Source organism: Nonomuraea sp. NPDC052129 (genome assembly GCF_040680095.1).
Classification (GTDB): Bacteria; Actinomycetota; Actinomycetes; order Streptosporangiales; family Streptosporangiaceae; genus Nonomuraea.
The window spans coordinates 122,023-140,908 of record NZ_JBFAVX010000014.1 but is presented as its reverse complement, the minus strand read 5'-3'; the positions used below and the strand labels follow the sequence as shown (position 1 = coordinate 140,908).

At 69.5% G+C, this 18,886-nt stretch carries 18 protein-coding genes and 1 pseudogene; 11 read left to right on the top strand and 8 right to left on the bottom strand.

Annotated features, from left to right (window positions below; all coding sequences use genetic code 11):
• Positions 1-84 precede the first annotated feature (84 nt).
• Positions 85-654, top strand: coding sequence for a helix-turn-helix domain-containing protein (locus AB0L53_RS29060; protein ID WP_358552507.1), 570 nt, complete (start codon positions 85-87; stop codon positions 652-654).
• Positions 655-671: 17 nt separating this feature from the next.
• On the opposite strand, the gene AB0L53_RS29055 is transcribed toward AB0L53_RS29060, so the two are convergent.
• Together AB0L53_RS29055 and AB0L53_RS29050 are read right to left on the bottom strand one after the other, a co-directional pair.
• Entirely contained in the window at positions 672-1,715 is a 1,044-nt protein-coding gene (locus AB0L53_RS29055) for a LacI family DNA-binding transcriptional regulator (protein WP_364000187.1), read from the bottom strand.
• Positions 1,715-2,701: a hydroxyacid dehydrogenase gene (locus AB0L53_RS29050; RefSeq protein WP_364000184.1), complete on the bottom strand. Its 987-nt coding sequence runs from the start codon at positions 2,699-2,701 to the stop codon at positions 1,715-1,717. Before AB0L53_RS29050 ends, AB0L53_RS29055 begins: the two co-directional genes overlap by 1 nt.
• 214 nt (positions 2,702-2,915) lie before the next feature.
• Between AB0L53_RS29050 and AB0L53_RS29045 the strand changes: the two genes are divergently transcribed.
• From AB0L53_RS29045 to AB0L53_RS29025, 5 genes are read left to right on the top strand one after another with little or no spacing between them, the layout of a single operon-like run.
• Positions 2,916-3,908, top strand: coding sequence for an ABC transporter permease subunit (locus AB0L53_RS29045; RefSeq protein WP_364000181.1), 993 nt, complete (start codon positions 2,916-2,918; stop codon positions 3,906-3,908).
• A complete protein-coding gene (locus AB0L53_RS29040) occupies positions 3,905-4,768 on the top strand; it encodes a carbohydrate ABC transporter permease (protein WP_364000178.1) in 864 nt (287 codons plus the stop codon). Before AB0L53_RS29045 ends, AB0L53_RS29040 begins: the two co-directional genes overlap by 4 nt.
• A 23-nt stretch (positions 4,769-4,791) precedes the next feature.
• Positions 4,792-6,351 carry a DUF3502 domain-containing protein gene (locus AB0L53_RS29035; protein ID WP_364000175.1) on the top strand — a complete coding sequence of 520 codons (1,560 nt, stop codon included), beginning with the start codon at positions 4,792-4,794 and terminating at the stop codon, positions 6,349-6,351.
• Between the two features lie 40 nt (positions 6,352-6,391).
• Entirely contained in the window at positions 6,392-7,870 is a 1,479-nt protein-coding gene (locus AB0L53_RS29030) for a glycoside hydrolase family 43 protein (protein ID WP_364000172.1), read from the top strand.
• 18 nt (positions 7,871-7,888) lie between these two features.
• A complete protein-coding gene (locus AB0L53_RS29025; RefSeq protein WP_364000169.1) occupies positions 7,889-8,602 on the top strand; it encodes an alpha/beta hydrolase in 714 nt (237 codons plus the stop codon).
• A gap of 43 nt (positions 8,603-8,645) precedes the next feature.
• Here AB0L53_RS29025 and AB0L53_RS29020 read toward each other — a convergent pair whose 3' ends face one another.
• Both AB0L53_RS29020 and AB0L53_RS29015 read right to left on the bottom strand, forming a co-directional pair.
• A complete protein-coding gene (locus AB0L53_RS29020; RefSeq protein WP_364000166.1) occupies positions 8,646-10,244 on the bottom strand; it encodes an AAA family ATPase in 1,599 nt (532 codons plus the stop codon).
• Between the two features lie 115 nt (positions 10,245-10,359).
• The gene (locus AB0L53_RS29015; RefSeq protein ID WP_364000163.1) at positions 10,360-11,214 is read right to left on the bottom strand and encodes an NAD(P)H-binding protein; all 855 of its coding nucleotides are present in this window, start codon (positions 11,212-11,214) and stop codon (positions 10,360-10,362) included.
• A gap of 100 nt (positions 11,215-11,314) precedes the next feature.
• Between AB0L53_RS29015 and AB0L53_RS29010 the strand changes: the two genes are divergently transcribed.
• Both AB0L53_RS29010 and AB0L53_RS29005 read left to right on the top strand, forming a co-directional pair.
• Positions 11,315-11,770 (top strand): MarR family winged helix-turn-helix transcriptional regulator, encoded by a 456-nt coding sequence (locus AB0L53_RS29010; protein ID WP_364000160.1) that lies wholly within the window; start codon positions 11,315-11,317, stop codon positions 11,768-11,770.
• 71 nt (positions 11,771-11,841) lie between these two features.
• On the top strand, positions 11,842-12,363 hold the full coding sequence (locus AB0L53_RS29005; protein WP_364000157.1) for an NUDIX domain-containing protein: 522 nt from the start codon (positions 11,842-11,844) through the stop codon (positions 12,361-12,363).
• 10 nt (positions 12,364-12,373) lie between these two features.
• Here the strand turns inward: AB0L53_RS29005 and AB0L53_RS29000 are convergent, their stop codons facing one another.
• Entirely contained in the window at positions 12,374-13,585 is a 1,212-nt protein-coding gene (locus tag AB0L53_RS29000; protein WP_364000154.1) for an MFS transporter, read from the bottom strand.
• A gap of 59 nt (positions 13,586-13,644) precedes the next feature.
• Between AB0L53_RS29000 and AB0L53_RS28995 the strand changes: the two genes are divergently transcribed.
• From AB0L53_RS28995 to AB0L53_RS28985, 3 genes and pseudogenes are all read left to right on the top strand, one after another.
• A complete protein-coding gene (locus AB0L53_RS28995; protein WP_364000151.1) occupies positions 13,645-14,664 on the top strand; it encodes a winged helix-turn-helix domain-containing protein in 1,020 nt (339 codons plus the stop codon).
• Between the two features lie 32 nt (positions 14,665-14,696).
• Positions 14,697-15,488, top strand: coding sequence for a phosphotransferase (locus AB0L53_RS28990; protein ID WP_364000148.1), 792 nt, complete (start codon positions 14,697-14,699; stop codon positions 15,486-15,488).
• Positions 15,489-15,536: 48 nt separating this feature from the next.
• Positions 15,537-16,004: pseudogene (locus AB0L53_RS28985) on the top strand (phosphotransferase); the annotation flags it as partial.
• Between the two features lie 30 nt (positions 16,005-16,034).
• Here the strand turns inward: AB0L53_RS28985 and AB0L53_RS28980 are convergent.
• The 3 genes from AB0L53_RS28980 to AB0L53_RS28970 are packed head-to-tail and all read right to left on the bottom strand — an operon-like array spanning position 16,035 to position 18,680.
• Complete coding sequence (locus tag AB0L53_RS28980; RefSeq protein WP_364000145.1) at positions 16,035-16,526, bottom strand: hypothetical protein; 492 nt, start codon at positions 16,524-16,526, stop codon at positions 16,035-16,037.
• Positions 16,523-17,998, bottom strand: a complete 1,476-nt coding sequence (locus AB0L53_RS28975) for a HAMP domain-containing sensor histidine kinase (RefSeq protein WP_364000142.1) — start codon at positions 17,996-17,998, stop codon at positions 16,523-16,525. The genes AB0L53_RS28980 and AB0L53_RS28975 overlap by 4 nt, the downstream gene beginning before the upstream one ends.
• Before the next feature lie 7 nt (positions 17,999-18,005).
• Positions 18,006-18,680, bottom strand: coding sequence for a response regulator transcription factor (locus tag AB0L53_RS28970; protein ID WP_364000139.1), 675 nt, complete (start codon positions 18,678-18,680; stop codon positions 18,006-18,008).
• Positions 18,681-18,886 lie beyond the last annotated feature (206 nt).

Below are 18,886 nucleotides of genomic sequence, written 5' to 3'. Positions count from 1 at the left end.
GGGGGTCACGGCGACGGAGTATTGCAGAAGAAATGCTGCAGCGAAAATTCTGCAATGTGAAGGGGGGCGCGGTAGGCTCACAGCGTGGCGAACAGACCGTCGATCCGGCAGCTCAGTGATCCAGGTGCGCACAAGGCGCTCGGCCATCCGCTACGACAGCGGATCTTGCGGCATCTCGGCATCAACGGCCCGGCCACATCCACCACGCTCGGCCGGGCGCTCGGCGAGAACACCGGGACGCTCAGCTATCACCTGCGTCAGCTGGAACGCAACGGGTTCATCGAGGAGATCCCCGAGCGGTCGACCGGAAAGGAGCGCTGGTGGCGCCAGATCAGCGCCGACCTGAGGTGGCCCCCGCCGGGTGAGATGGACGAGGAGTCGCAGAAGCTCCTCGACGAGATCACCGAGTTCAAGGTCGAGCAGGAGCTGGAACTCGCCCGGCGCTTCTTCCGAGACCATCGGCGATACGGCGAGTGGGCGAAGGCGTCCCGCGGGCTCACTCACCTGACCCGGGAAGAACTCGACGAGTTCTTCGAGGCGTACATGGAACTGCTGTCCAGATTCGGCCGCGCGCAGGAGGACGCGTCACCGGGAGCGCGGCCGGTGTTCCTGAGATTCTTCACGATGCCCGCCTCCGAGGACCCGCCGTCCTGACGACGTGCCTCGTACGGTCAGCGCGGGGTGGCGGGACCGACCGAGCCTCGGACCACGATGTGGGTGCCCAGGACGACGTGCTGGGGTTGCCGGCGGTCGAGCGCGAGCCTGACCGCGGTCCTGCCCAGCTCTTCGGTGGGGATGCGTACGGTGGTGAGGCCGGGGGAGAGGTCGGCGGCGAACGGGATGTCGTCGTAGCCGGCCAGCGACACGTCTTCGGGCACGCGTAGTCCGGCCTCGCGCAGTGCGGCGAGCACGCCGATGGCGACCATGTCGGTGGCGGCGAAGACGGCGGTGAACCGGGCGCCGAGGGTGATCAGCCGGCGGGCGGCGGTCTGTCCGTCGGCACGGTCGAAGCCCGCCGGGACGATCAGATCCGGGTCGTAGGGCACCCCGAACGACTCGTGGGCCCGGACGAACCCGCGCACCCGGTCGAGCTTGGTCGTGCTCGCCTGGCCGGGGTGGTCGGCGCCGATCAGGGCGATGTGCCGGTGTCCTTGGGAGAGCAGGTGGCTGGTCATGGCGTAGGCGCCGCCCTCGTTGTCGTACTCGACCACGGTGGTCGGCACGTCGTCGCCCAGCGGCGGACGGCCGCACAGCACGAGCCGGGAGCCGGCCTTGTCCAGGGCGTGGGCGAAGTGGGACATGCGTTCGCGGTAGGCGTCGTCCAGCGCGCCGCCGCCGACCAGGATGACCGCGTCGGCGCGCTGCTCGCGCATGGCCTCGACCACGGCCAGTTCCCGGGCGGGGTCGCCGTTCGTGGCGCACACCATGCACAGGCGTCCCTCGGCGGTGGCCTGCTGCTCCACGCCCTTGGCGACGTAGGCGAAGGACGGACCGGTGACGTCGTCCAGCACGAACGCCACCGTCTTGGTGCTGGCCCCGGACAGGGCGCGGGCGTGCACGTTGAGCACGTAGTCCAGCTCTCGCATGGCCCGCAGCACCCGTGTCTTGGTGGACTGGGCGACCGGGTAGTCCCCCTTGATCACCCGGGACACCGTGGAGGGGGAGACTCCGGCCCGGGCGGCCACGTCGCGGACGGTGGCACGATCGACGTTCATCAAGCCACCCGGTCCAGGTCGTCATCGGTCACCCGGTGCGCCAGCGGCTGCCCAGCGGTCAGGCGTTCCAACTCGTCCAGGACCAAGGTCCCCATCCGGGCCACCTCGTTGCCGTGCGAGCCGGCGATGTGTGGAGTGAGAAAGGCGTTGGGCAGGTCGAACAGCGGTGAGCCGGGCGGCAGTGGCTCGGGTTCGGTGACATCGAGGATCGCCGACAGCCGTCCGGACTTCAGCTCGGCGACCAGCGCGTCGGTGTCGACCAGCGATCCACGGGCGGTGTTGATCAGCACCGCGCCGTCCGGCATCAGCGCCAGCCGGGTGCGATCCAGCATGTGCCGGGTCTCCGGGATGGCGGGCGCGTGCAGGCTGACGATGTCGCTGCTACGCAGCAGCTCCTCGAGGGAGGCTCGCCGCACTCCGGGAACCCGCGTGTACGGGTCGTACAGGCACATGTCTAGATCGTACGGCGCCAGCAGTTCGATCACCCGGCGTCCGATTTGCGAGGCGCCCACGATGCCGACCCTGCGGCCGTTGTTGCCGACCAGGGGCTCGATCTTGGCCAGAGTGAAGCCGCGTTCGCGCCGGTAGCGCTCGCTCAGGGCGAAGACCCCCTTGCCGGCCAGCAGGATGGTGCCGACGGTGTACTCCGCCACCGGGACGGCGTTGGCCGCGGCCGCCGAGGAGACCAGCAGGCCGCGTTCCCAGCAAGCGGGGGTGACCAGGCCCTTCACCGAGCCGGCGGCGTGCAGCACGGCCCGCAGGCGGGGGGCGGCGGCCAGCACCGCCTCGTCCACAGGCGGGCAGCCCCAGCCGGTGATGAGGATCTCGGTGTCGGCCAGGTCCAGCCGCGGATCGTCGAAGCGCTCGGCGACCAGTGTCACGTCGATGTCGGCCAGCGTGTCCAGCCGCCGCAGCAAGGGCGCGGGGAAGAGCAGTGCGAGGTGTTCCTCGCGCATGGCGAACAGCGCCTTCGGGCGTGGGGACACGGGGGTAGCCCTCCATTCGATAGACATCGGTTTCTACGCTAGAGGCGCGGCCACTTCCGGTCAACGGATGACGTCGCAGCAGGACATACACCCATATGTAACGTATCTGTAACGCGACCTTGTAGGCAGACGTCACTCAGTCGTAGCGTTCGCAGCGACCGGTTTCTATCGAACTTCGAGAGTCAGCTGCTGCCCCTCAGACGGGACTTAGGTGATGAGCACGCTACAGACGAGGCATGAGTCTCAGACGAGTCCGCCTTCCGGACCGCCCGCACGCGGACGCCGTACACGTGGCAAGGCGGCGGCCCGTACGGGTTGGTCGGTCGGGCTGCTCGCGCTGCCGGCGGTCGCTTTCTTCCTGGTCTTCAACTACCTGCCGATGGCCGGGCTGGTGGTGGCGTTCAAGGAGTTCGACGTCAACCTGGGGATCTTCGGCAGTCCGTGGAACGGGCTGGCGAACTTCGCCTACTTCCTGGAGTCCGGGGACGCGGCGCGGATCCTGTTCAACACGCTCTTCCTCAACGTGCTGTTCCTGGGCGCGACGCTGGCTGCCGGGATTCTTCTGGCGATCATGCTGAACGAGATCCGCGGCACCTTCTTCAAGCGGGCCTCCCAGTCCGTGGTCTTCTTCCCCTACTTCGTCTCCCCGGTCGTGATCAGCATCATCCTGCAGGTCCTGCTCGCCGGGGCCTCCGGCGGGGGAGGAGCGGTCAACGACGCCATGACCGGTCTCGGACTGCCCACGGTGGACTGGTACAACGAGCCGGGGCCGTGGCCGTGGATCCTCACCGTGGTGAAGGTCTGGCAGCTCGGCGGCTACCTCAGCGTCATCTTCCTGGCCGCGATCACCGGCATCCCCGAGGAGGTCTACGAGGCCGGGATGATCGACGGAGCCTCGCGCGCCCAGATGGCCTGGCGCATCACCCTGCCGCTGCTCAAGCCCACCGCCGCGGTGCTGCTGGTCCTGGGAGTCGGCCGGATCTTCTACGGCGACTTCGGCACCATCTACGCGATCATCGGCGACAACGGCACCCTGTTCGAGAACACCGACGTCATCGACACCTACGTCTTCCGCGCCCTGCGCCAGCTCGGCGACTTCGGCACCACCGGCGCGATCGGCCTGTTCCAGTCGGTCGTCGGCTTCATCCTCGTGGTGATCGCGGTGCTGATCCAGCGCAAGTACTCCAAGGAGACCAGCATCCTATGAGCGGCAGAAAGCTGGAACCGTTCACCGTCTCCAGCATCATCGGCGTCGGCCTGGCCGTGCTGGCCTGCGCCGTCCCCTTCTGGATGATCATCTCGGGCTCGTTCACCAGCGAGTCCGTGCTGGCCACGACCGGATACAGCCTTTTCCCGGATTTCGATCTCACCGCCTACAAAATGATCTTCACGGGTCCCGCGGTGCTGGACGCCTACCTCGCCAGTGTCTTCATCACCGTTGTGGGCACGGCGCTGTCCCTGGCGGTGACCTCGGGCCTGAGCTGGGTGATCGCCCGCCGGGTGCCCGGCATCAGCCGGCCGCTGACCGTCTTCTCCTACCTGCCGATGCTGTTCTCCGGCGGTCTCGTCCCCTTGTACCTACTGGTCACGCAGTATCTGCACCTGCAGAACAGCTACTTCTCGGTCATCCTGCCGCTGCTGGTCATGCCCTTCCTGGTCTTCGTCCAGGTCAGCGCCTTCCGTCAGCTGCCGGAGTCGATCTTCGAATCGGCCAAGATCGACGGCGCGGGCGAGCTGCGCATGTTCTTCACGATCGCGTTGCCGCTGTCCAAGCCGATCCTGGCCGTCGTGGGCCTGTTCTACGCCGTGCACTACTGGAACGACTGGTTCATGGCGCTGCTGTTCATCGACGACGTGCACAAGTTCCCGCTCCCGCTGGTGCTGCAGAACCTCATCTCCAACATCTCCTTCACGCAGATGCTGCCGCAGCTGGCCGAGACGGCCACTCCCGTCTACCAGCTCCGCCTGGCCCTGACCACCGTCGCCATCGGGCCGATCCTGCTCGCCTACCCCTTCGCCCAGCGCTACTTCGTCAAGGGCATCACCCTCGGCGCCACCAAAGGCTGATCCCCCCACCTTCTGGAGTTACCGTGTCCAACCCCACCATGTCCCGGCGCGGCCTGCTGGCCGCCGGCGGCGGCCTGTCCGTAGCCGCCTTCCTCGCCGCCTGCTCCTCCCAGCCGAAGGCCGCCGACAATCAGGCCGCTGGCGCGCTCGCGTTGAGCCTCCTGCTGCCCGGCGACGTGCCGGCCGGCTGGGACGCCGTACTGGCCGAGGTCAACAAGAAGCTCCAGGCCGACCTGGGCTTCACCATCAAACCGCAGTTCATCCCGTGGACCAGCTACGGACAGCAGGCGCTGCTGAAGTTCACCGCGGGGGAGAAGTTCGACACCGCGCTGCAGGCGCGCTGGCTCAACATGACCCAGCTGGCGGCGAGCGGCTCGATCGTCGAACTGAGCAGTCTGCTGGCCGGCGGCAAGTACCCCAACCTGACCGCCACGATCGACCCCAAGATCATCGAGTTGAACCGGTGGAGCGGCAAACTCTACGGCCTGCCCCAGATCAACTCGGTCGCTCGTTTCCACCACTTCAGCATCCGCCAGGACCTGGCCGACAAGTACGGCATGAGCGACATCACGGATTTCGCGGGGCTGGAGAAGTTCTGGTACGACGTCAAGCAGAAGAACAAGGACATCACCCCGATCGGGCTGAACTCCCGGCTGCCCAAGCTGCTGGTGGCGTGGAACCCGGTCGGCTGGCTCAACCCGTACATGTGGGAGAACCCCAACATGAGCCTCGCCTCCTTCACCGGCGAGTCGCTCAACTTCGTGCTGGCCGCCGACGGCAAGCAGACCGGCTCGTCCCACCCGATCCCGTTCTGGGAGGCGCCGGGCATGATGGACGCGCTGCGCCTGGTCCGGAAGTACTACCAGGACGGTCTGTTCAACAAGAACGCGCTCACCCTCGACTCAAAGGCGTTGGACTCCCAGTTCAAGGCCGGCCGCGTCGCCACCGCCTGGGCCATGACCGACGGCCTGTCCTCCGCGGCCCTGCCCGAGCTGACTAAGAACGTCCCCGGCGCGATGATCGCGAACGTGATGCCGCTCAAGGGCGGTGAGAGCGCCAAGCCGTACCAGACCTTCCAGAGCGACAACTTCGTCGTGCTCAACGCCAAGGGCCAGAGCAACGAGAAGGCCATGCAACTGCAAGACTGGGCGTCGATCAAGGAGAACCACGACCTGCTCAACTACGGCATCCCCGGCAAGGACTGGAAGCCCGTCGGCGACGACAAGTACGAGAAGGTGTCCACCTACACCTTCCCCGGCTTCGCCCTTGCCTGGCGGGCCAAGCTGGAGCGCCGGATCAAGGAGATGACTGAATCCGAGGCGAAGTGGTTCGATTGGGCGCAGGACATCAACAACTTCACCATCGACCCGTACGCCAGCTTCGTCCCTGACCCTGAGCCGGTGAAGCGGGAGAACGCGCAGGTCACCGCCGCCATGACGCAGTTCGCCAACCCGCTGTTCATCGGCGCGGTGGACGTCGACCAGGGCCTGGACAAGCTGAAGAAGGCGCTGGACCGGGCGGGCCTGGCCAAGCTCCAGGCGGAGATGGCCAAGCAGGCCGACGCGTATCTCAAGGGTCAGTGAACAGCGAGGTAGCACTCATGCTTTTCTCGGAGGAATGAGCTTGATCCGCAATCCCGTCCTACCCGGCTTCCACCCCGACCCGTCGATCGTGCGGGTGGGGGAGGATTACTACCTGGCCACCTCGACCTTCGAGTGGTATCCCGGCGTACGCGTCCACCACTCCCGCGACCTGGTGAACTGGCGCCCGCTCGGCGGCATCCTGACCGAGCGCGGGCGGCTCGACCTGTCCGGCGTGCCGGACTCCGGCGGCGTCTGGGCGCCCGACCTGACCTACCACGACGGGCTGTTCCACCTGGTCTACGGCGTGATGGACAACTACGCCCTCGGCTACAAGGACATCGCCAACTACCTGGTCACCGCGTCCTCGATCGAGGGGCCGTGGTCCGACCCGGTCCGGCTGCCCGGCCGCGGCTTCGACGCCTCCCTCTACCACGAGGACGGGCAGAGCTGGCTGCTCAACATGGTCTTCGACTCCCGCCCCGGACGGGGGTTCGCCGGGATCGAGTTGCAGCCCCTCGAAGGCGGCAAACCCGAGCTGATCCTGCCCAACCGCAACATCACCGAAGGGCCGCACCTGTACAAGATCGACGGCTGGTACTACCTGATGGTGGCCGAGGGCGGCACGGGGTACGAGCACGGGGTCACGGTGCTGCGTTCCCGTTCGATGGCGGGGCCGTACGAGGAGGATCCGGCCGGGCCGATGCTCACCTCGCGCCACGACCCGAGCCTGGAGCTGCAGAAGGCGGGCCACGGCTGCCTCGTCGAGACGCCGGCGGGGGAGTGGTACGTCGCCCACCTCGTGGCCCGGCCCTACCACAACCGCACCTGCGTGCTCGGCCGCGAGAGCGCGCTGCAACGGGTGGAGTGGGTGGACGGCTGGCCGCGCGTGGCGGGCGGCGTGCCCGCCGTGGAGGTGGCCGCGCCCGCGCTGCCCGCCCACCCGTGGCCGGCAGCTGACGGCTGGAACGGGCTGGAGCAGGACTGGAGCACACTGCGGCGGCCCCCCTCGCCGGACTGGCTGACCGCCGACCACGACGGCCTCACCGTGCACGGCGGTCAGTCGCCGTACGGATTGCGCAGCCCGAGCCTGGTCGCCCACCGAGTCACCGCTCAGAAGTGCTCGCTGGAGGCGGTCATGCGGTTCGAGCCCGGCACCGTCCATCAGTCCGCCGGCATCACCGCGTACTACAACTCGCGTAACTGGTTCTATCTCGCGGTGACCACCGAGGGGCTCGTACTGACCAGCAGCGACCGGGGCGCCCGCACCGAACACCTGCTCGGCCCCGCGGCCGGCGAGGTCAGGCTGCGCGTGGAGTTCGACGGGCCGGTCGTCCGCTTCAACCATGGTCCTGAGCTGGACGCGACGATCCTGTCGGACGAGCATGCCGACGAGCGCATCGACGGCCAGATGCGCGCTTTCGGCTTCACCGGCGCGTTCGCCGGGTTCTGGGTGCAGGACCTGGCGGGCGAGGGCTGCACGGCGCGCTTCGAGCGGATTCGGTATGAAGCCGTACGTTGAGACCCAGGGTACTTCGGTATGAAGCTGTACGTTGAGACCCGGGGTCACGACGGGCCTGCGCTGCTTCTGGTGCACGGCTGGGGCGGAGACCACCGGACGTGGCGCGCTCTGGACTTCGGCGAGCGCCGGGTGATCGCCCCCGACCTGCGTGGCCACGGCAGGTCCCCGGCTCCCGCCCGCGGATACCGGCCCGTCGACCTGGCCCGCGACCTCGTGCCGCTGCTGGATGGGCCAGTGGTGGCCATCGGGCACTCCATGGGCGCCCAGGTGGTCACCGCTCTGGCGGTCGAGCATCCGGAGTTGGTCAGCGCGCTCGTGGTCGTCGCTCCCGCCTATGGCGCGGACGAGGCGGAGGAGCGGCTCATCCCGCAGCGGTTGGCGGCGTTGCGCGCCGAGGGCGCGGACGCGGCGTCGCGGCAGCTCGGGCCGCTGCCCGGGCCGATCGCCGAGCAACTGGCCGCCACACCCGGCCATGTGCTGGCCGAGTGCTACGCCGGGATGTACACGGCGCCCGGCGCGTTCGGGGTGCGCCGGGAGTCGGAGCGCTACCTGGCCAGGCGCGACTGCCCGGTGCTCGCCGTCCACAACGTGCCGGAGGCCGCGCGGTGGGAGGCGAGCCTGCCCGTACACTCCCGCTCAGCGACCATGGTGTGGCCGGAGGCAGGGCATTTCCTGCACCTGGAGCAGCCGGAGAGGTTCGTCGAGGTCGTGCTGTCCGAGTGGGGCCGCTGACAGGATCGATATCCGGTCGGCGGGTGAGTCGTTCGGGCGGCCGTCACACACGCAGAAGGGTGATCTGGCGGCCGGACGCTGTGGTCGCCTGCTCGAAAGCGCCTCGTTCTTTCCAGGGTGGGGCTTCGGGGCGCCGGTCGAAGATCACCAGCACGCCGGTGTTGAGGGTGAGCCGGTCCAGGTATCGGTCTAGTTGGGCGAGGCCGTCGGGCTTAGGGTCGTCTCCGTTCGCGCGCCAGACCTTCAGCTCCATGGCCTCCCGTTGCACCAGCCGTTCGCCTTCGGGGCCGGTGTAGGGCCAGCGGACCAGTACGTCCAGGCGCTTGGTGCCCGCGGCGTACTCCCGGTCGAGCTGGCCTCCGCCGTTGACCAGCCGGTGCAGGAAGGCCATGAGGATGATCTGGCAGGCGGCTTCGTGGTAGCCCTCCTGCTGGATGAGGACTTCGCCGTGCTCGCGCCAGAACACGACGAACTCCTCCAGCAGCAGTGGCAGGTCGAAGCGGCCGTCCGGCAGCACGAAGCTGTGCGGATTGGCCTTCATGAACCGCTCCGTGCGATCGCCCAGGACCCGTAGCAGAACTTCTCGATAAATCGGGTTGGCGATCTCCAGTTCCCTGGTCCCTCGGATAATTCCCAGGTCATGGACGTAGGAGACGTCATCGTCGAAAGAAGCGTCCGTGCTTGGCCACGTTCCCGCCACGATCGGTTCGATCACCCGTTCCACCCGGGGTTCGTGCAGCCGCGCCACGAGGGCGTTCAGATGGGTGGCGCGCGCTCGGATCAGCCGCTCCTTGGCGTCTTCCACCTGTGCGGCGGTGATGGTGCCGGTCACCTTCATCTTGAAGATGACTTCGTTGGCGAGGGCGTTGACCAGCCACGGTTGGCCCTGGGTCAGCTCGAAGACCCGGTCCACCGCGTCCTTGGTGAACTCCTGGCCGGTCGCCTCTGTGTGCTGGCCGTACAACTCGGCGATCTCGTCGGCGGTGAAGTCGCCCAGGCGCAGCGACTCGGCGACGATGTTGAACGGGCTGGCCGGGTTGGACCGGCCGGGTTCGCCGCCTGAGGCGACCTTGTAGTCACGCACGTCGCGCAACCCGCACAGCACGACGGACGCGGGGAACGGATGACCCTCCGGCCGCGCGTTATGACCGTCGCGCAGTTGGCTGAGGATGCTGACCAGACTGTTGCCCTGCAAGGCGTCGATCTCGTCGAGGAACAGCACCACCCGGCGGGGGCAGCGGCGGCACCACTCGCTCAGCGCCGAACCGAACCGGGTGCCCGCCGGGTCCTGCGGCAAGTGATCCGGCGGCAGCAACTGCTCTGGCCATCCCGAGCGCGCGGCGGCTTCACGGAGGGACTTCAGCAGGATCGTCTCCGCCCAGGCTATGTCGTCGTCGGCCGCCTTGGCGCGCTCGCAGGAGAGCATCAGGGCGGCGATGTCGCCTTCGGCGGTCAGTTCGGCCGCCAGGGTGCGCAGCGCGGTCGTCTTGCCGGTCTGCCGGGGTGCGTGCAGCACGAAGTAACGGTCCATCTCGACGAGATCGCGCGCCTGCGGGAGCCGCTCCGCGGGGGGCAGCATGTGGTGGTGCTGCGGGTCGCAGGGACCGGTGGTGTTGAAGTATCTCGCTCGGGGTGGCCGCATGGTCACATTCTGCCATCACCTTGTCGCTCACGTCCGGCCAGTCGGACCCATGCGATGCGCCGGCGCCGAGTTGGGGAGGCGCCGTCACGGCGATGGTGTCTCTCCGGACTACTGATCAGGTGGTCCGGAAGGTGTCGGCATTGCGTGCGCACCAGTCGGCGAAGGTACGGGGCTTGCGCCCGAGCAGGCGTTCCACGGTGTCGGTGCGGAATCCGGCGGTGTCGGCGCGCATGAGGTGGAACCCCTCGATGATGGCCTCGGCCAGCGCCGGAGGCGCCCCGTTGGGGAATCGGGAGGCTACGGCTTCCTCCGCGGTGGTCACCGGCTGGATCGCGATGTCCCGGCCGGCCGCCGCGGCCAGGATCTTGACCTGTTCGGTGATGGTGAACAGTTCCTCGCCGGTGATGACATATTCCTGGCCTTGGTGGCCGTCGCCGGTCAGGGCCAGGGCGGCTACGGCGGCGATGTCGGCGGGGTCGATCGGCGCGTATCGGCCGGGGCCGACCGGATCGAGGACGTAGCCCGCCTGGTGGATGGTGGGCAGCCAGTCGAAAGCATTGGTCATGAAGCCGCCGGGCCGCAGGAAGGTGGCCGGGATGCCGGAGGCCCGGATGGCCTGCTCGCGTTCGTGGTGCCAGCGGCCCATCGCGGGCATCGGGTCGCCGAGCACGTTGAACGAGGACAGATGCACGATATGGCGCACTCCCACGGCCTGGGCGGCGGCGACGGCGTGCCTGGTGTGGTCGAGGCCGATGCCGGGGGTGAGCAGGAACAGCCGGTCGACTCCGGCGAAGGCGGGCGGCAGCGTCGCAGGGTCGCTCAGGTCGGCCACGACCCGTTCGGTCCGCTCGGGCAGCGTGGCGGCGCGGGCCGGGTCGCGGACCAGGATGCGGAACGGCACGCCGAGTTCGTCCAGTTGGCGGACGAGCTCGCGGCCGATGTTCCCGGTCGCGCCGGTGACCAGTATCATGAGGGCTCCTAGATCGTGTACCGGTTAATGACTCGACAGAACGTTAACCGGTACATGATCAGGCTGTCAATCGCGCCGCGACATCACCGGAGGCCTCGACGTGCCCGAGTTCCTGGACCTGCACAGCAAGATGTCGAAGGCGCTGCGGGCAGCGGCCGAGACGGCCGTGCGGCGCCACGGACTGCACCTGGGGCAAGATCACCTGCTTGCGGTGCTGTGGCGGCAGGACGGCCGTACCCCGGGCGAGGTCGCCGCCGCGCTGAACGTCACCACACCCAACGTGGTCAAGGCGGCCACCCGGATGACCACGGCCGGCCTGCTCACCCGGCGCCGCGACGACCGCGACAACCGGCTGGTCCGGCTGTGGCTCACCGACGCCGGGCGTGCCCTGCAAGCTCCCATCGAGAGAGAACGCCGGCTGCTCGAAGAGCAGGTCATCGCCGGCCTCACCGAGGCCGAGCGCGAACATCTGCTCAACGCACTGACGAAGATCCACAGCGCGGCGGCCGCCCTGCTGGACGCCCCCATCGATGATCGCGACTCGACCACCACCTGACGCTGCGACATATCACCCTCCTTCGTCGCTCGTGAGGCCGTGTTGTCAGTGGGGGCTGAGATCGTGCCTCTGTGAGCGAACTGGTTGAGCATGTCGATGAGCATGACCGCGTGCTGGGAGTCGTCGAGCGTGAGGAGGCAGAACGCGAGAACTGGCCGCACCGCATCGCGGTGACGATCTGCCGTGATCGTGAGGGGCGGATCTTGGCGCTGCGACGGGCCCGGACGTTGTCCCGATTCCCGGGCCACTACGACGTGTTGGTCGGCGGTGCCGTGGACGTGGGCGAGTCGTATGAGGAGGCGGCGGTCCGCGAGTTGGCTGAAGAGCTGGGCGTTCGTGTGCCGGTGCGCTTCCTGTTCAAGTTCCTTTGTCGAGAAGGGATCGGCCCCATCTGGTTTGGGGTGCATGAGGCCGTCGTGCCGGAGGTCCTGGTCCCGGACTCGGGTGAGATCGAGTGGTGGGACTGGCTGACAGTGAGCGACCTGCGTGAGGTCGTTGATCAATGGTGCTTCGTCCCGGGAGGGCGGGAAGCCCTGCGCCGATATCTGCAGTCCGGATTCGGCAGCGGTGCGGGCGAGGTGGGAGCCGGGTGATCGGCGGCGGTCAGGGGCGCCGTGTGGGCGACAGCGTTCGCCAGGACATCAGGGCGGCGATGGCCGAGGCCGCGCCGGCCAGTGTGACGACCAGCCCCGGGGCCGCGACTTCGCCCAGCGCGCCGCCGGCCGCGGCGGCCAGGCCCTGCAGCGTCATCGTGCCGGTCAGCAGCAGGCCGAAAGCCTGACCGCGGTGCGTCTCGGGCACCGCGTCGAGAAACCTGCGGGCCAGCCCGAGCTGGTAGGCGACGCCGAAACCGGACACTGTCATCAGGATGGCGGCGTATCCCGGTGCGGGGCGCAGCGCGAACCCCAGCAGCGGCAATCCGAGCGCGAGCGCGAGGGGGCCTGCCAGCCGCTCCCGGCCCGCGGGGCGCACCAGGCGGCCGACGATCAGGTTGCCGGCGAACATCCCGGCGGCGACCGCCGCGAACAGCAGACCGGCCGCGTCAGGCGCGCCAGCCTGCGCGGCGTACGGGACCAGCACGCCCTCGGCGCCGACCATCAGCGCCGGTGCCAGCCATTGAGCCAGCAGCAATTCCCGGACCGCAGATCGGCTCAGCAGCGCCCGGTTCACCTGCCAGGTCTCGCTGATGCCGGCCGAACCGCCGGTGCGGCGGCGTGGGTGGTCGGCCAGACGCAGTCGCAGCAGCCCTGCCGAGGCCAGGCAGGTCGCGGCGGTGATCCAGAGCGCGCCTGGCGCGCCGACAGCGGCGATCAGCATGCCGCCGGCGGCGAAGCCGAGCACCTGCGTGCCGCCGGCCGCCATGGAGAACACGGCACGGCCGAGCACGTAGCGGTCGCCGTCCAGCAGGTCGGGCAGAAGGGCGGTGCGCGAAGCGGCGGCGACGGCGCTGGGTAAACCCGTGATGAACACCAGCGCCAGCATGGCCGGCACCGGCAGTAGACCGGCGGCGAGCACGGCACTGACCGCGGCGCGCAGCAACTCGTAGCCGATCATGACGGTGCGCGGCGGCCAGCGGTCGGCGAAGGCCAGCAGCAGCGTGCCGCCCAGGGCATAGGGCAGGAAGCCCGCCGCGTACGCCAGCGCCGACATCAGCGGCGACCCGGTCGCCGCGTAGACGGTCACGGACAGTGCGAGCATCCGCACCGTCTCGCCGATCAGGAAGAGCGTGTAACTGCCGAACAGCACGCGGAACTGGCCCACGGCGAACACCTCGCGGTAGGTGGCCGGGCGGGGCGCGACAGACGGGGTGGTCATGGCCGACAGCATCACGGCGGCCCGGCCATGCTGGCTATGCTTTCGCGTGGAGGCTAAACATGCTGGCCATCGAGGTGGGGCCCGTCGACGTGGCGCGTACCCGCTACGCGATCTCGCCGCTGGGCGAGGCGATGCAGGCGTTGCGCGTCGCGGCCGGCGTGCAGGCCGCCGGCCCGCTCCGGCCGTGGGCCGAGCGCATCGCGCCCCGGTACGCGGAGCTGCGCCGGCAGGTGCCCGCAGTCGGGGCGCTGACGGCGCTGTTCCGCCGCGGTGGCTACAACGCCGACTTCATCCATCCGCCGCCGTCGGGCTCCGGCGGCGACTTCGCCGCTGAGCTGGCCGCCGTACGCGCCACGCCGCTGCGCCGCGCACGCCTGGAACTGGCTCGCAACCTGGTGGGACTGCGGACGCCGCCACGCTATGTGCAGCGCGTCCTCGACGCGCCGGACGTGGTCACCCGGCTCGCCGACGCGCTCGAGGCGAGCTGGCAGGCGCTGGTCGAGCCGGACTGGCCGCGGCTGCGGACGGTGCTGGAGCGCGACCTGGTCCGCCGCGCTGGGCACCTGGCGATGTACGGCTGGGCGGCGGCGCTGTCCGATCTCGACCCGCGGGTGAGCTGGCGCTCCGAGGGGCAGGCCGGGACCATCGAGGTGCGTACGGGCTCGCGTACCGAGTGCGACCGGCACCGGCTGGCCGGCAAGGGCCTGCTGCTGATGCCGACGGTGTTCGGCACGCTGATCAGCTATGTCGAGCCGCCATGGCCCTACGCCCTGGTCTATCCCGCCCGGGGCATCGCGGACCTGCTCGGTCCTGCGGAGCGTGCTCCGGGCGGTGAGGCCCTGAGCCGGCTGGTCGGCCCGCGCCGCGCGGACGTGCTGCGCGCGCTGGACGTGCCCGCGACGACGACGCAGCTGGTCGCCCAGCTCGGCCTGAGCCTGGGCACCGTCGGCAGCCATCTGGCGGTGCTGCGCGATGCCGGTCTGGTCACCCGCACCCGCGCCGGCCGGGCCGTCCGCTACGAGCACACGCCGCTGGGCGCGGCCCTGGCGGCCCGCGATCAAGCAGTCGCCCGCGATTAACTCGTGGCGACGTCGGTGGTCATCCCGCGACAATGGCCGACGTTGAGGAGGTCGACGTTGAGGAGGACGACATGGAGGAGGACGACATGGAGGAGGTCCAGGTTGTCGTCGCCCATAACGAGCGCGCGACCCTGCGCGTCGGCGACGTGTTCCTGAAGATCGACGCCGATCAGACGCGCACCGACGTCGAGGTCGAGGCGATGGCCATGGCGCCGATCCCGACTCCGGAGGTCCTGTGGCGCAAGCCGCCCGTAATCGCGCTCGCCGCCCTCCCAGGGACGGCGCTCGGCCGCCTCGGTGAGCCGTCGGCCGCGTCGTCGGCGGCGTGGGCCGCGGCGGGTGCCGCCGTACGGATGCTGCACGACGCGCCGTTGCCACCATGGCCCGGCCGGAGCATCGACGAGATCGCGGCGCGCCTCGACGGCGAATGCGAGCGGCTCGTCACGAATGGCGTCCTTCCCGCCGACCTGGTCACGCGCAACCGCCGGATCGCCGAGGACGCGCTCCGGCCGTGGACGCCGGTGTTCACGCACGGCGACCTGCAGGTGACCCACGTGTTCGTCGACGGTGACGAGATCACCGGCGTGATCGACTGGTCCGAGGCGGCCCAGGGCGACGCCCTGCATGACCTGGCCATCTTGACGTTCGGACACGAGGAGCGTCTTGATGACGTCGTCGCCGGCTACGGCACCGACGTCGACCTCGACATGATCCGCGCGTGGTGGTCGTTGCGCAGCCTGCTGGCAATCCGCTGGCTGGTCGAGCACGGCTTCGACCCGTTCTTGCCAGGCTGCGAGGTCGACGTGCTGAGATCCCGGATGTGAGGCCGCACAAGCCCGACGGTCACGAGTGCCGTCGCCAGGCTCACGTGGCTCGCCGGTGACGTGGGCCGCGAGCTGACCGCCGAGGAGCTGGCGGAGGCGTACGAGCTGGTCGAACGGTGGCCCATGCTGGCCGAGTGCGGCCTGCCCGACACGATCGTGCACGGCGACTTCCACCCGGGAAACTGGCGCAGCGACGGCGGCCCGCCGACCGTGGTGGACTTCGCCGACGCGCACCTCGGCAACCCGGTGCTGGACGGAATACGGGCTCGTGACTGGCTTCCTCCCGCCGGCCGACCCGCCGCCGCCGAGGCCTGGATCGCGGCCTGGACCGCCCACGTGCCCGGTTGCGACGCGGCGCGCGCACTCGCGATCGCCGAACCGCTGTCCCATCTTCACTACGCCGTCCGCTACCAGGAGTTCCTGGACGGCATCGAACCGTCGGAGCGGATCTACCACCTCGACGACCCGGCCACCAGCATCCGCGCCGCCCTGCGTGCCGCTGTGATCATGGACTGACGATCTGATCGATACCACGCGGGCGTACCGTTACCCCGGGCAGTTCCGGCGGCCGACGTCCTGCCCAGCACCGACGACGGTGACCTGGACAGGGCTTTCCGGTGTCGTGGCGGCGGCCGTGCACACGATCTGCTCCACGGCCAATGTGGACAGTTTGTCGGCCGGAGTGGACGGGTTCACCGCCCAGCGGCCGGGCTGACGGCCTGGCGCGGCGGTCACCGAGAACGGGGCGGCTTCGGGCGGCACGTCGGTGGTGAGTCCTTGCGCCTGTTCGCTCGCGGTGGGTCCGGCTGCCAGCAGCGCGAGCGTGTCCGCTTGGGACAGTGGCGGACCGGGCCGCGTCACCGCGCTGAGCCGGCCGTTCTTCACCAGGTAGAGGGTGGTCGTCGGGGTTCGTGCGACGGGCCCGCGCGGCGGGTCGCCGGCAGGGATGACGTCGGAGGGTCGCACGCCGCAGCCGGCCACGGCGACGAGCGATACGAGGCCCGCGGCGAGCATGCGGCGGGCGAGCCCGGTCCTCACTCGGGGCCTCCGTTCTGATCGTGCGCCCGGCGTGGCAGGCGCAGCGTGAAGATGGCGCCGCCGTCCGGGGCGTTGGTGACAGTGAGGTCGCCTTGGTGCAGGCGCGCGTTCTCCCGCGCGATGGCGAGGCCGAGACCGCTGCCCTCGGACCTGGCCCTGGCGGCGCTGGCCTTGTAGAACCGGTCGAACACGTGCGGCAGCACCGCTTCCTTCAGCCCCGGTCCGTGGTCGCGGACCTCGAGAGCGAGCCAGTGCGGTTCGGCGGAAAGCCGTACCGACACCGGTGGCTCGCCGTGCCGTAGGGCGTTGCCGACCAGGTTCGCGAGGATGACGTCCACTCGGCGTGGGTCCAGCCGTGCCGTCACCTCGGGTGGAAGCTCGGTGTGCACATGTTCCGTCCAGCCGCGGGTACGCAGGGTCGCGCGCACCAGCTCGGCCACGTCGATCTCGTTCAGCGCGAGGGCCGCGACGCCGGAGTCGAACCTGCTGATCTCGATGAGGTCGTTCACCAGCCCGGTGAGGTTGAGCGTCTCCTGGCTGACCAGCCTGGCGGCCCGGCCGGCGGGCTCGGGCAGTCCGGCCGCCTCCTCGTCGAGGACGTCGGCGACCGCGGTGAGCGCGGCCAGCGGGGTGCGCAGCTCGTGGGACACGTCGGCCACGAACCGGCGGGCGTCGGCCTCCATCTCGCGCAGCTGCTTGACGTGCCGTTCCAGCTCCGCGGCGGTGTTGTTGAACGTGCGTGCCACGTCGGCCAGCTCATCGGAGCCTCGGACCGCGATCCTGGTCCGCAGGTCGCCTTCGCCCAGCAGGCGTGCCGCCCGGCCGAGCTCGCGCACCGGGCGCAGCACGCCACGGGTGGCCAGCAACGCCAGGACGACCGCGAACGCCAGAGCCGCCCCGCCGATGAGCCAGGCGGACGCGGTGAGCTCGTCGATGCTGCGTTGTTCGGCAAGCAGGCTGCGCGCGGCGTACACCTCGATGCCGGACACCCGCGTGGTCCGGTCCGGCTCGGTGATCAGCAATGGCGCGCCGATGATCAGCCAGGGCGTGTCCTGCCGCACCACGCGTTGCCACGCGATCTGGCCGTCGGCCACCGCCTGCCGCAACTGTGGGGAAATCACCCCGAGATCCAAGGCCAGCACCCTTCTGCCCGGCCTCAAGCCCCCCGGCGGGGCGACCGGCGAGTGCGTCTCGCGGTACATGGCGACCGCGTACTCCACGCTGTCCTGGTCGGGCACGGCGGCGGCGATGTCGTCGAGCTCGTCCGGGCCCGGCACCGGACTCCGCAACGGGTAGAGCGCCGCCAGGCGGCTTCTCATCGTCTGCACCGTGGCATCCTGGGCGCGCTGCAGGATGTCGTTGCGGGCCTGGATGTAGAGCCCACCGGCCACCGCCGCCGTGGTGACCACACACAGCAGGGCGAACGCGAACAACAGCCGGGTACGCAGCCCCAGGTTCGGCTGAAATGTCACGGGCGGCCTATACCGGCCCGAACCGGTACCCGAACCCACGCACCGTCTGCACGTAGACGGGCGCCGCCGAGTCGTCCTCGATCTTGGCGCGCAACCGCTGCACGCACGCGTCCACGAGCCGCGAGTCGCCGAAATACCCCTGCTCCCACACCGACTCCAGTAACTGCTGGCGGCTGTGCACCCGGCCCGGCGTGCCGGAGAGCTCGAGCAGCAGGCGCAGCTCGGTCGGGGCGAGGCTGACCGGCACGCCGCGGTTGACGACCACCAGCCCGGCCCGATCGATGGTCAGGTCCCCGTGCCGCTCCAGCTCCGCCTGGTCCCGGCCGATGCGCCGGAGTATCGCGCGAATGCGTGCCTCGAGCACCCTGGGTTGCACCGGCTTGACCACGTAGTCGTCGGCGCCCGCCTCCAACCCGGCCACCACGTCCATGTCGTCGCCGCGCGCGGTCAGCATGATGATCGGCACCTCACGGGCGGCCCGAATGCGGCGGCAGACCTCGAACCCGTCCATGCCAGGCAACATCAGATCGAGCACGACGACGTCGGGAAGATCCGCACGCAGCCGCTCCAGCCCCTCCTCGCCGGACTCCACCGCGCGCACCCGATGCCCATGCCGGGTCAGGGCCAGCTCAAGGCCCTCTCGTACGGCCGGGTCATCCTCGATCAACAACACTCGCGACACGCCGCCGAGTATCACAGCACGCTCCGTATCTTGCCTGTCGGTCAACCCCATCCACTGTCGGCCGGTCGTGTCCCCGCCCCGTCCGCGCCGTGTCATGGTTGTGTCACGATCGCGCCTACGATCGCGCCTACGATCGCGCCTACGGTCCCGCCTGGTCGCGCCGACGGTGGCCGCCGTCGAGAAACGGTGACATACGGCTGACAACG